Raw genomic sequence first — 12236 nt, forward strand, 5'->3', positions numbered from 1 at the left:
ATAGAGACTCAGAAACATGCTCTAATGTCAAGTTTTGTTTCAATAGAACAAGCTGTAGAAGACATTAAAGAAGGAAAGTTTGTTATTATTGTAGACGAAGCTTCTAGAGAAGATGAGGGAGATCTCATTTTAGCTGGAGAGACAATTACTGTTGAAAAAATGACATTTCTTCTTCAACACACTACAGGAATTGTTTGCGCTGCTTTGGAACAAGAGAGGTTACTTCGTCTAAATATCCCCCCTATGGTCAAGGACAATCGTTGTCGTTTTAACACCCCATTTACTGTATCTGTAGATGCTGCTCATGGAGTAACAACGGGAGTTTCTGCTGCAGATAGAACTAAAGTTGTCCAACTCCTTACAGATCCTACGAGTCAACCTGGAGATTTCATTCGTCCGGGCCATTTCTTCCCACTGGCAAGCTCCCCAGGAGGTGTGCTAAAACGCGCAGGCCATACAGAATCTACCATCGATCTCTTGCGGTTAGCAGGACTTGAGCTTTGCGGTGTACTCGCAGAACTAGTGAATGAAGATTACTCTATGATGCGCTTACCGCAAATTTTAAAATTTGCTGAAAGACATGGAATTTCTGTAATTTCAGTTACAGATTTGATTGCCTACCGGATGCTCTCAGAGCGCTTAGTAACTAAAATTTCTTCAGCACGACTCCCTACAATGTACGGAGACTTTGTGGTATATGTATACGAGTCAATGTTGGATGATATCCAACATTTGGCCTTGGTAAAAGGTAAGGTTAATGGAAAAGAAAATATACTTGTGCGTGTACATTCGGAATGTATTACGGGAGATGTTCTGCGCTCAAAACGATGTGATTGTGGTGAACAGCTAAACTCAGCAATGCAATATATTGCCGAAGAAGAACAAGGAGTCATTATCTATTTACGAGGACAAGAAGGTCGTGGCATAGGTTTAGGGCACAAAGTACGAGCTTATGACCTTCAAGATAACGGCTACGATACTGTAGATGCTAATTTAGAAATGGGCTTTCCCATAGACTCAAGGGAATACGGCATAGGCGCTCAAATTCTCGTAGATCTTGGCTTGACAACCATAAGATTAATTACTCATAATCCCCGGAAATATTTTGGCCTTCAAGGCTTTGGATTGCAAATTACAGAAAGAGTAGCTCTCCCTGTAAAAGTCTCCAAAGACAATGAGCAATATTTACGGACAAAACAAGATCGCATGGGACACTGGTTAGATCTTCCTCATGCCTATGCTGTTAAATTAAAAAGTCCTTAGGAGAAATTCATGGATACGTTTACAGGACATTTGTCAGCAAAAGATCTGTGTGTAGCTGTTGTCGGATCTTGTTTTAATTTAGCTATTGCAGATGCTTTGGTTTCTGGAGCTCAGGAGACTTTTTTAAAATTTGGAGGAAATCTAGATTCATTAACCATAATTCGCGTCCCAGGAGCTTTCGAAATTCCCTGTACAATAAAAAAACTTCTCCTCTCAGGAAGGAAATTTAACGCAATTGTTGCCTGTGGCGTACTTATTGAAGGGATCACAACACATTACGACTATATCGCCAGTCAGGTTTCTGCAGGAATCACTACACTGACTTTAGAATTTTGCTTGCCCATAACATTTTCTATAATTACTGCACCTTCTTCAGAAATCGCTTGGGAACGCGCAGGAATTAAAGGGACACATTTAGGCATCTCAGGAATGACAACAGCCATAGAAATGGCTACGCTATTCGCTCAACTTTAGTCGTAATCAACTTCTCTCTACATTTTACAATGTAACGCTAACAGCACCATTTAAATGCACACGTATAGCTACATTCTCAGAGGACATGTCTAAACCTCCAGAAGAGTTTAAAGTCTCTGAAAAATCAAGAACAACACCTTGAGGAAGAAGTTGTTTCTGGGTCATTTCTTTATGCATGACTAAACTTTTTACTAATAATGATAACATAGTTGCATAAACTTGACGTAAACGACTTTCTGGAGTTGCAGCAGCATTGTGATTCGCAAGAGAAAGTCCTGTAATTAAATTAGGAAGACCATGAATTACTAAAGGAATATGTTCTCCCTGCATTGTATAAAAACTGTTCACCAATTTTTCTGCATCTTCCGTAGATAAATTCTGAAAACTCCAAGCTAGTGCTTCTACTTCTATAGGAGCCAAATGCATCAAAGTAGCTAAACGAACTAATGTCATTTCCTCCCGAGATTTCCCGTCAAGCCCTAAGCGATTGGCTCGATAGGTAAAATAACGAGAAAAAACTTCTTCTATTGTAGTGTGCTGTTGAAGCATAGAAAGTAAAGGAACAAAATTAAAATAGAAATCTTGTGAGCAATACTTTTCTCCAAATCTATCCATACAATAGAGATACATATCCAGGATCATAAGATTACGTCTTGTTCTGCCCACACTTAAGAATTGTGGACTGGGAATCTCTGTTAAGCTAAGCAAAGCGTCATAATTTCCTAGAAGACGTAGAGATAAAAACACTTCTTTTTGTTCCGGAGATAACCTCGTATACGAAGGGCATAACTCAGGGAAAGTGCGCAATACTTGAAGGGCCTTGGTATAAAAAGTCTGAGGACAATGATCAGTGAAATAAGGCTTGAATATAGTGGAAGCTTTAGCTGAACGACCGATAGACTTTAAAACAATAGCAGTCTCTAAAATCTTTAACGTATTGTCAAAACCCTTGGGAAAATTTAAAAAGAAAACAAGTTGTTTATGCGCAGTCTGAAATTGTTTAAAAGTGAGCCCTCCTTCTTCAGAAGGCAGCATTTGTAGAAGTTGCATGTAAGATTGACGAGAACCACATATTAAAAGATGAAGATGAATCAGGCTACGAATAGCAATGTCTAGGACTGGAATTTTTTTGTTAAAAAAACTTTCAGCGTAACTCATCCTCATAGGAAGAGAACTTGAAATGTCAGAATGTAGAGGTTCCGCAAGCCAAAGAAGCTCAGGATATTGGCGTAATTTCTGCTCTATCCAAAGTTCGGATCCGATTTTAGTCTTTCCCTGGATATTTTTCTGGTCAGATGTTCTAGGCGCAGCAGGATAAACTGTAGAAGATACCCCCCAAAAAAGAACTATAAAGAAAGCTAAGCTTTTGGTTTTAAGAAATTTTAACATAAGGGCCTCTTGATTATCGAGTAATTGTGTTAATATCTTTATTTTTAAAGAGCTTAACTAAAAACCTAACTTGATAACAAAATAGGCAATATCAAATCAACTTGAGAAACACAAGGGTGTTCTCCTCTTAATCCTAAAAGTTCCTCTCAGAGAATCACCCCGAGTTAAGATTTGAAATATTAGGAATAATTCAAGAGTTTTTAATTGAAAATATGGTATAATGTTATAAATTTATTTTTAATTTTAACAAAAAGAGATGAAAAAGTTTATTTACAAATCTATTTTCGTGGGATCTTTATTATTAATGGGCCTAAGCAGTTGCTGCCCCAAAATTCATAGATTTCATGACCAGACCCTAAAAAACTCAGAGAACATAAATCAAGAGTCTGCTATGCTTTCGGAAAAGCGTAAAAACCCCTATCTTTTGAAAAGATCTTCTCGTCATTCACGTAGGCTCTTTGCTCGACGTGGTTACAGTAAGAAGGATATGAAAGAAATGCCAGCAAACTTTAAGGCGTACTCAGATCAAGTTTCGGATCAAGATAAAAAGGATATTTCCTTTGTCGTTTCTTCTGCTGCAGAAAAATCTTCCCTATCTTTAGCCTTATCTCAAAGCGAAATTAAAAACGCTTTATACCGTATTCGAGAAGTTCATCCCCTAGCTTTAATGCAAATTCTTGCTGAGAATCCTGATTTGATCGAAGGCATCAAAAAAATGCAAGGTCGAGATTGGGTTTGGAATATGTTCCTTACGCAGTTAAGTGAAGTTTTTTCGCAAGCAGTATCACAGGATGTGATTACGGAAGAAGATATCTCCGCATTTGCGTCCACCTTGGGACTAAACTCTGGAACCGTTTCCTCTATTGTACAGGGGGAAAGGTGGCCTGAGCTAGTAGATATTGTGACTTCACAACCTTCATAGTCGTCTGCGGCCGAGCTTCCTTTCCCCTAAAATAGGTGGGAAGGAAGCTCGTTTAGTTATTCTACTTCGATCTTCCATTTGATGTTTTCAATTCACAGCAATAGGAGAGACAATGCTATATTTTCTAGAATATTTTAATAAATTTTGCTCATCATTTTGTGTTTTCCCAATAATTTTAGTTTTGGGTGGACTCTTAACATGGAAATTACGAGGACTGCAATTTCACGGGTTAAAGCTCGGCTTCAATTTAATGATTAAAAATAAACAGGAGGCTTCTTCCACAGAAGAAGGGAAAGTATCTTGTTACGAAGCTGTAGCAGGAATTCTAGCAGGGAACTTCGGTACAGGAAATATCGCCGGTATGGCTATTGCCATCGCCTGTGGAGGTCCTGGGGCACTTGTCTGGGTGTGGCTTGCAGCTTTACTCGGTGCAATTGTACAGTATGCCGGTTCCTATCTAGGTGTCAAATATCGTCAACCCCAGGGCAATACAGGGGAATTTGTCGGAGGCCCTATTGCTTGCCTTGCCTACGGCGTGCGTAGTAAAATCCTCGCTGTTTTGTTCGGGCTATTCACAATCTTAACAGCCTTCTCCGGAGGGAACTGTGTCCAAGTGAGCTGCATTGTTCCTCTCTGCGCAGACACTAATATAACAAGATTGTGTGTTGGGGCTTTATTTGCTTTGACTATCATTCCTGTATTAGCTGGTGGAAACAACCGAATTCTCAAATTCTCAGCCCGAGTCATTCCATTCATTGCAGGATTTTATTGTGCCTCCTGTTTTATTATCCTCTTCAAATATGGAGCACTCATCCTACCTGCCATAAAATTAATCTGTGCTTCAGCACTTGGTGTTAAAGCTACAATAGCAGGACTCAGCGGTTATACGCTTACGCAAGTAGTCGCCTCTGGCGTAAATCGTGCAGTTATGGCAACAGATTGCGGTAGCGGTATGGTATCCATATTGCAAGCCAATACTAAAAGTAAAAACCCTGTTGTGGATGGACTTGTTACTCTTGTTCCACCCATCATTGTTATGATTGTTTGCTCGATGACAATGCTTGTACTCATTGTGTCAGGGGCTTATAGCTCAGGAGCTTCAGGCACTCTCATGGTTATGAATGCCTTTAAAAATAGCCTGGGCTCTATAGGAGGGATTGTCGTTATTCTAGCTATGGCTCTCTTCGGTTATACAACAGTATTGACATGGTTTGCTTGTGCAGAAAAAAGTCTAGAATATATGATCCCAGGAAAACGTGCCAATCTATGGTTGAAGGTTTTCTATGTTATGATTATTCCTCTAGGAGGCATCATGGATATGCGTCTTATTTGGGCTTTGTCTGATACGGGCTTTGCTGGTATGGTCATCCTCAACTGTATAGCCTTAATCGCTTTGTTTAAAGATGTGGTATCAACAAACCCAGAGATTGTTTTACTCAAGCAGCAGAAAGATCGCATGCCTGATCCTTTACGTAATCTCGACATTTAATGGAGATAAATTATGCAACTACTGTCACCAGCTTTTACTTTTGGTCACCCGATTCCTAAAAAATACACATGTCAAGGAATAGAAATTTCTCCCCCGCTTACCTTTTTAGACATCCCTCCTCAAGCACAAAGCCTAGCTTTGATCGTTGAAGATCCCGATGTACCGAAAGAAATACGTAGCGATGGCTTATGGATTCATTGGGTTGTCTATAACCTCTCCACCAGCATCTCAAACTTAGCGGAGGGAGCAGACATTTTCGCTGTGCAAGGTTTAAATACCTCCGGTAAAATTGGTTACCAAGGTCCTTGCCCACCAGATAAACAACATCGTTATTTTTTTATCCTCTACGCTTTGGATACCATTCTTCCTGAAGAACAAAATGTCACACGTAATCAGTTACATGAAGTCATGGAGGGGCATGTGATAGCAGAAGCCGAGTTGATGGGAACATATCAACAAAGTTAAAATTTAATTCTCTTCTGGAATAAACTCCATACGTTTTTTCCTGTGCTTCCAATACAGCGGGCCGTAGTGATAACAAATCTCTTGACCCGCATGAATCCGCTCTATTGTTCGAATAATAACATGAAATAATCCATCATAAAAAATTCCCAAAGCTTCGGCATTGGGTTTATCACTGTGATTGATAAACCGAGTAAAATTTCCTTGAGTCCCACTATCAATCGTAAAATATCGTAATGTCAATAACGGCAGAGGATAGCGAAAACAATAATCATTTTCATCCATCCAAATGGCTTGGCGTCGACGTAAAGTTCCTGTATACTCCCCAATATAGGTCCATGAAGGAATATCTCTACGAGCAAAAACTCCATACCCTATATACGAGTTAATCCAACACACAGTAATTGGAGGAGAGGGAGGTAGAAGTAAATGTTGCTTATGTAGCTGCCCTAACCACTTCGCTAACGGAGAAATTAATTGTCGTTTTTCTGCTTTGTGACAAATCCGACGTATACTTTTCTCTACCTGCCAGTCAGCAAAAACTAAAGAAGGAAAGAATTGAAAATGAAGAAGATCGCTAGCTCTAGATATAGAATAAGACTTACTGTCGTTCCATGCACCACTTAAAGAAAGGTATAAGAACTTAAAAGAATTTGTAGTTGCTCTTGTCGTCATACTTCCACTAACATAGAAAAATATACAGGATCCGTTATAGTATTAGGATTCACAATGGTAGGTCGAATTGAAGTGATAGATTCTATAGCTTGGGAAACAGTAGTTAACGCTAATTCGGGAGTATTACATTCACTAGAAAGATGGGCAAGATATAATTTTTTAAGATTAGGAGTCAGCACTTTTTGTAGCAATTTCCCACACTCATAATTAGAAATGTGACCCAACTTACTCAAAACTCGTTTTTTATAAACCTCAGGACGTTGGGATTGGCGAATAAGTTCTGGATCATGATTAGATTCTATTAATAAATAATTACAATTATACAACTCATGAACAGTTAATGCAGTTACCCAACCAAGATCTGTGCAAAAACCCAATTTCTCGTCACGATAAATAAAAATAAAACCCACGGGATCTATAGCATCATGGGGAACATTAAATGTCTGTACTTTTAAGTCATGAAAGAAAAACATAGAACCTGTAGAAAAAATTTTAAAATCAGGATGCATTTCTAATAACTGACATAAAACACGCGCAGTTTCTAAATTACAAATTACTGGCGTATTATAAGCTTTAATAAAACTCTTAATCCCAGAAATATGATCGGCATGTTCATGAGAAACGAAAATCGCTTGGATTTCCTCAGGATGAACATTCATGGAAAGTAATTCCCGAGTCACTAATTGTTTACTTACACCTAAGTCTATAAGAATTTTACAGGACTCTGTTCCTAAATAGGCACAGTTTCCCTTAGAGCCAGAGGCCAAAGGGAAAAAACCTTGCATAAATCATCCTTCTTGTGGAGGCTGCTGTATTAATATTTGACGAGGTTTCGCACCTTCTGATGGTCCGATAATTCTTGCTTCTTCAAGTTGGTCTATCAAACTCGCAGCTCGAGCATAACCAATTTTCAATTTTCTTTGTAAGAATGTTGTCGAAGCATTCCCAGTTTGTAAAATCAGTGTTTTTGCTTGAGAAAAAAGAGGATCTTTTTCTCCTATATCCGCATGGCTAAGATCGTCAAAAGTATCAAAGGTAGGAATGGTATATTTCGTGGGAAAACGTGAACACAAGTCTTTAATAACTTTATTAATATCTTCATCGCAAATATAGGCACCTTGAGCACGTATGGCTCCAAAAACAGAAGGGAAGACAACAAGCATATCCCCATTTCCCATGAGATTTTCAGCCCCAGGCTCATCAATAATAATCTGACTATTGATTTTATTCGCTACTTTAAATGCAACGCGTGAAGGAAAATTCGCTTTGATTAACCCGGTAATTACCTCACGTGACGGCCTTTGAGTCGCAAGAATAAGATGGATCCCTACAGCGCGAGCCATTTGAGCTAAACGAATAATGGGAGTTTCAATATCTTGAGACGAAGAAAGAAGTAAATCCGATAACTCGTCAACAATACCTACCATAAAGGGCATCTTTTCAGGAATTTCCTTATCATAGGAAGACTCTGTCGCCACATTACGAATTCGAGAATTAAAAGATTGAATATTACGTAACCCAAGATATCTCAAAATCTCATACCGAGACTCCATCTCTTTAACCAACCATACTAAAGCATTATATGCTCCGCGTGATTCTGTAATTACGGGAGAAAGCATGTGAGATAGCTGTGAATACCCTGTCAACTCGACTTTTTTCGGATCTACAATAACAAGTTTAATTTCCGAAGGCAAAGTTGTCATAATAATTGACATGACAATTGTATTAATACAAACAGATTTCCCTGATCCCGTAGTTCCAGCAATAATCAAATGGGGCATCTTTGCTAAGTCTACCCACAGATTATCTCCATTAGCTTTTTTCCCAAGAAGCAAAGGAATTTGTAGTTTTCTACTTTGCTTCTGATAATCCTCTAATAAATCTCGAAAATTTACTGTCTCAGGAAACGGTGTTGGAATCTCAATACCCACCGCCGCTTTACCTGGGATAGGAGCAATAATACGAATACTTGAAGCTTGTAATTTTAAAGCAATGTCATTTTCTAGTGATTTGATTTTTTGTACCTTCACTCCAGTATGAGGAAGAACCTCAAAGGCAGCTAACGTAGGTCCAGAACACACATTTCCTATATCCGCTTCTATTCCAAAACTCATAAGAGTTTGCTTTAAGACTGCTGCTTTTTTCCGAAGCTCTACTTGAAGTGTCTCAGGCTGCCTCTCCCGATTCTTACTTAATAAATGGTACTGTGGCAACTCTGCTTCATTAGTCGGCCACTTTTTGAATGTCGGTAATGTACTTTTCATTTCCGACTTTTCCCTAAAAGTTACAGTCTGAAGTAAAGAAATATTTCTTGCTTCTTTAGACTTTGAATTTTGCTGTTTTATACATTTTGACAACAAGCGTTGATAAGGATGTGGCGTCAGGAAAGCTCTTCCATCTCTAGAAGGGGAACTATCTTGTTTAGGAGACTCAAAAAAAGATTCCTCCAAGTTTAAAGGTTCCAGCAGTGGAGAAATAGATAACGATTTTTTTTCTAAAGGAGACGTGTTGTGATCACCAACCTTCATAGAGGGTTTAGGGAAATATATCTGCTTGTTCATGAGTTTTTTTAATTTTTTACACAAGACCTGTGACCAGGTATAGAATTGCTTTTTGAAAAAATTTAAAAGAGTTTTTTTTTTTAAAATAGTTATTCCACCAAATAAATAGAACAATGAGAGCAAAATAAGCGAAGAAAAAATCAAAGCAGTTCCCACGGCCCCAATCAAATGCTTTAAACAAAAAGATTGCCCAGTATACAGAACATAAAAAGGTATGCCCCCTAAATAGGCTACAGATGAGTTTGCTCCTAAAATAAACTTGGGCAAACGGGTATCGAGTAATGCAGGAAGCATTTGGACGGGCGAAAACATCGATAAAAGAATCGCAGAACAAAAAGGAAGAGCAAGAAAGGCTAAAGCTTTACAACGAAACCTATTCCGAGGAGTCTTTTTAATATGGAGAAAAAATAACCAAAGAAAATACGGAGGGACAAAAAGCGCTGTGGCTCCGAAACAGTAAAGAAGAAAAGAGCTAAATAACCAGCCCAATAAACCAATCCAATTCTGTGTACAGGGTTGGTCTCGATGAAAACTCCATAGACTTAGTCCTGAAAAACAAGCTAAAAATAAATATAAACTCGCTTTTACTCCTACAGGGAGAGACGGAAGACGGAAACGTTTGCTCTTTTTTCTTTCTCTTGCCATGGAATGATCATAAGATTCGAAATAAGATGGGGTGTGTTATAAATTTTCGTTATACCAAGAAAAACAAAAGAAAAAAAGAAGATAAAAAAGGGCGAACGACGGGGCTTGAACCCGCGGCCTTCGGAACCACAATCCGATGCTCTAACCAGCTGAGCTACGTTCGCCAAATCCGAACAAAAATAAAGGAAAATATTATCTATGAGCAAGAATTTATCCAAGAAAAAAGGCTACTCTTGTTGGAATACAAAAAATACTACATAACTCCAAATTTCTGACATCAAACAAAATAAACACAGGCAATTTCGATATTTGCCAAGAAAACACTCAACTTCTTAAGCGTCCAAAACAAATTTCTCCTCTAAGCCCTCTATTTCAAAACAAAAATCTAAAGGTAAAAATAAAGCTAGCAAAATACATTGCATAAAAAACAACGCTTTTTGTAGGATACTGGCATTCTTCTTAAGTGTGAAGCATGACAGAAGAAAATAATTCATACTTTGATGTGAATAAGTAACGAGGGCTTAGTATCTATTAAGCTTTTCTTCTTAACAATGCAAATGAGATAGAATGCAGGCCAGTATAAAATGCTTGTGAGGATCTTATAAAAGATCCGTTAATTTTTTATTTATTTTTTTTCTGAGAATTTGATCTTGGTTCAGATTGAACGCTGGCGGCGTGGATGAGGCATGCAAGTCGAACGGAATAATAACTTCGGTTGTTATTTAGTGGCGGAAGGGTTAGTAATACATAGATAATCTGCTCTCAACTTGGGAATAACGACTGGAAACGGTCGCTAATACCGAATGTGGTATATTTAGGCATCTAAATTATATTAAAGAAGGGGATCTTCGGACCTTTCGGTTGAGAAAGAGTTTATGGGATATCAGCTTGTTGGTGGGATAAAAGCCCACCAAGGCTATGACGTCTAGGCGGATTGAGAGATTGACCGCCAACACTGGGACTGAGACACTGCCCAGACTCCTACGGGAGGCTGCAGTCGAGAATCTTTCGCAATGGACGAAAGTCTGACGAAGCGACGCCGCGTGTGTGATGAAGGCTCTAGGGTTGTAAAGCACTTTCGCCTGGGAATAAGAGAAGTTGGCTAATATCCAACTGATTTGAGCGTACCAGGTAAAGAAGCACCGGCTAACTCCGTGCCAGCAGCTGCGGTAATACGGAGGGTGCTAGCGTTAATCGGATTTATTGGGCGTAAAGGGCGTGTAGGCGGAAAGGAAAGTTAGGTGTTAAATTTTGGGGCTCAACCCCAAGTCAGCACTTAATACTGCTTTTCTAGAGGTTAGATGGAGAAAAGGGAATTCCACATGTAGCGGTGAAATGCGTAGATATGTGGAAGAACACCAGTGGCGAAGGCGCTTTTCTAATTTATTCCTGACGCTAAGGCGCGAAAGCAAGGGGAGCAAACAGGATTAGATACCCTGGTAGTCCTTGCCGTAAACGATGCATACTTGATGTGGATGGTCTCAACCCCATCCGTGTCGGAGCTAACGTGTTAAGTATGCCGCCTGAGGAGTACACTCGCAAGGGTGAAACTCAAAAGAATTGACGGGGGCCCGCACAAGCAGTGGAGCATGTGGTTTAATTCGATGCAACGCGAAGGACCTTACCTGGACTTGACATGTATTTGACAACGGCAGAAATGTCGTCTTCCGCAAGGACAAATACACAGGTGCTGCATGGCTGTCGTCAGCTCGTGCCGTGAGGTGTTGGGTTAAGTCCCGCAACGAGCGCAACCCTTATCGTTAGTTGCCAGCACTTAGGGTGGGAACTCTAACGAGACTGCCTGGGTTAACCAGGAGGAAGGCGAGGATGACGTCAAGTCAGCATGGCCCTTATGTCCAGGGCGACACACGTGCTACAATGGTTAGTACAGAAGGTAGCAAGATCGTGAGATGGAGCAAATCCTTAAAGCTAGCCTCAGTTCGGATTGTAGTCTGCAACTCGACTACATGAAGTCGGAATTGCTAGTAATGGCGTGTCAGCCATAACGCCGTGAATACGTTCCCGGGCCTTGTACACACCGCCCGTCACATCATGGGAGTTGGTTTTACCTTAAGTCGTTGACTCAACCTTTTTTAGGAGAGAGGCGCCCAAGGTAAGGCTGATGACTGGGATGAAGTCGTAACAAGGTAGCCCTACCGGAAGGTGGGGCTGGATCACCTCCTTTTAAGGATAGGGATGGTTGTTTTAGAACAACCTGACTAGGTTGGGCAAGTATTTTATGCTCTGTATTCTATTTCTTTTGCATTGTTAAGGCGAGTTTTCAAAACATTCAGTATATGATCAAGTATGTTATGTAAATAATCATGGTAACAAGTATTTTTCACATATAATAATA

Annotated in this window: 9 protein-coding genes, 1 tRNA gene and 1 rRNA gene; 6 read left to right on the top strand and 5 right to left on the bottom strand. The window is 39.6% G+C overall.

The window, feature by feature from the left end; all coding sequences use genetic code 11:
- Positions 1-24: 24 nt before the first annotated feature.
- Entirely contained in the window at positions 25-1263 is a 1239-nt protein-coding gene (locus Cs308_RS02385) for a bifunctional 3,4-dihydroxy-2-butanone-4-phosphate synthase/GTP cyclohydrolase II (RefSeq protein ID WP_197481298.1), read from the top strand.
- A gap of 9 nt (positions 1264-1272) precedes the next feature.
- On the top strand, positions 1273-1737 hold the full coding sequence (gene ribH / locus Cs308_RS02390; protein ID WP_066482165.1) for a 6,7-dimethyl-8-ribityllumazine synthase: 465 nt from the start codon (positions 1273-1275) through the stop codon (positions 1735-1737).
- A gap of 24 nt (positions 1738-1761) precedes the next feature.
- On the opposite strand, the gene Cs308_RS02395 is transcribed toward ribH, so the two are convergent.
- Positions 1762-3126, bottom strand: a complete 1365-nt coding sequence (locus Cs308_RS02395; protein ID WP_066482169.1) for a hypothetical protein — start codon at positions 3124-3126, stop codon at positions 1762-1764.
- Positions 3127-3382: 256 nt separating this feature from the next.
- On the opposite strand from Cs308_RS02395, the gene Cs308_RS02400 reads away from it, so the two are divergent.
- The 3 genes from Cs308_RS02400 (at position 3383) to Cs308_RS02410 (ending at position 6002) form a co-directional block, all read left to right on the top strand.
- Positions 3383-4048, top strand: a complete 666-nt coding sequence (locus Cs308_RS02400; RefSeq protein WP_066482174.1) for a DUF8085 domain-containing protein — start codon at positions 3383-3385, stop codon at positions 4046-4048.
- Positions 4049-4160: 112 nt separating this feature from the next.
- The gene (locus tag Cs308_RS02405) at positions 4161-5537 is read left to right on the top strand and encodes an alanine/glycine:cation symporter family protein (protein WP_066482176.1); all 1377 of its coding nucleotides are present in this window, start codon (positions 4161-4163) and stop codon (positions 5535-5537) included.
- 12 nt (positions 5538-5549) lie between these two features.
- Positions 5550-6002, top strand: coding sequence for a YbhB/YbcL family Raf kinase inhibitor-like protein (locus Cs308_RS02410; protein ID WP_066482178.1), 453 nt, complete (start codon positions 5550-5552; stop codon positions 6000-6002).
- A 3-nt stretch (positions 6003-6005) separates the two neighbouring features.
- Here Cs308_RS02410 and Cs308_RS02415 read toward each other — a convergent pair whose 3' ends face one another.
- The 4 genes from Cs308_RS02415 to Cs308_RS02430 all read right to left on the bottom strand — a co-directional run bounded on the left by Cs308_RS02415 (position 6006) and on the right by Cs308_RS02430 (position 10044).
- Positions 6006-6674, bottom strand: coding sequence for an SET domain-containing protein (locus Cs308_RS02415; RefSeq protein WP_066482184.1), 669 nt, complete (start codon positions 6672-6674; stop codon positions 6006-6008).
- Positions 6671-7459: an MBL fold metallo-hydrolase gene (locus Cs308_RS02420; RefSeq protein ID WP_066482185.1), complete on the bottom strand. Its 789-nt coding sequence runs from the start codon at positions 7457-7459 to the stop codon at positions 6671-6673. Before Cs308_RS02420 ends, Cs308_RS02415 begins: the two co-directional genes overlap by 4 nt.
- A 3-nt stretch (positions 7460-7462) precedes the next feature.
- The gene (locus Cs308_RS02425; protein WP_066482186.1) at positions 7463-9880 is read right to left on the bottom strand and encodes an FtsK/SpoIIIE family DNA translocase; all 2418 of its coding nucleotides are present in this window, start codon (positions 9878-9880) and stop codon (positions 7463-7465) included.
- 90 nt (positions 9881-9970) lie between these two features.
- Positions 9971-10044 (bottom strand) — tRNA-His (locus tag Cs308_RS02430).
- A 468-nt stretch (positions 10045-10512) separates the two neighbouring features.
- Here Cs308_RS02430 and Cs308_RS02435 point away from each other — a divergent pair.
- Positions 10513-12065, top strand: a 16S ribosomal RNA gene (locus tag Cs308_RS02435).
- The last annotated feature ends 171 nt before the right edge of the window (positions 12066-12236 follow it).

This window comes from Candidatus Chlamydia sanziniae (assembly GCF_001653975.1).
GTDB classification, from domain to species: Bacteria; Chlamydiota; Chlamydiia; order Chlamydiales; family Chlamydiaceae; genus Chlamydia; species Chlamydia sanziniae.

Excerpts from the sequence above, each read along its gene's own strand:
- Cs308_RS02385 (WP_197481298.1), top strand. The coding sequence starts at position 25 with ATGTCAAGTTTTGTTTCAATAGAACAAGCTGTAGAAGACATTAAAGAA.
- ribH (WP_066482165.1), top strand. The coding sequence starts at position 1,273 with ATGGATACGTTTACAGGACATTTGTCAGCAAAAGATCTGTGTGTAGCT.
- Cs308_RS02395 (WP_066482169.1), bottom strand. The coding sequence starts at position 3,126 with ATGTTAAAATTTCTTAAAACCAAAAGCTTAGCTTTCTTTATAGTTCTT.
- Cs308_RS02400 (WP_066482174.1), top strand. The coding sequence starts at position 3,383 with ATGAAAAAGTTTATTTACAAATCTATTTTCGTGGGATCTTTATTATTA.
- Cs308_RS02405 (WP_066482176.1), top strand. The coding sequence starts at position 4,161 with ATGCTATATTTTCTAGAATATTTTAATAAATTTTGCTCATCATTTTGT.
- Cs308_RS02410 (WP_066482178.1), top strand. The coding sequence starts at position 5,550 with ATGCAACTACTGTCACCAGCTTTTACTTTTGGTCACCCGATTCCTAAA.
- Cs308_RS02415 (WP_066482184.1), bottom strand. The coding sequence starts at position 6,674 with ATGACGACAAGAGCAACTACAAATTCTTTTAAGTTCTTATACCTTTCT.
- Cs308_RS02420 (WP_066482185.1), bottom strand. The coding sequence starts at position 7,459 with ATGCAAGGTTTTTTCCCTTTGGCCTCTGGCTCTAAGGGAAACTGTGCC.
- Cs308_RS02425 (WP_066482186.1), bottom strand. The coding sequence starts at position 9,880 with ATGGCAAGAGAAAGAAAAAAGAGCAAACGTTTCCGTCTTCCGTCTCTC.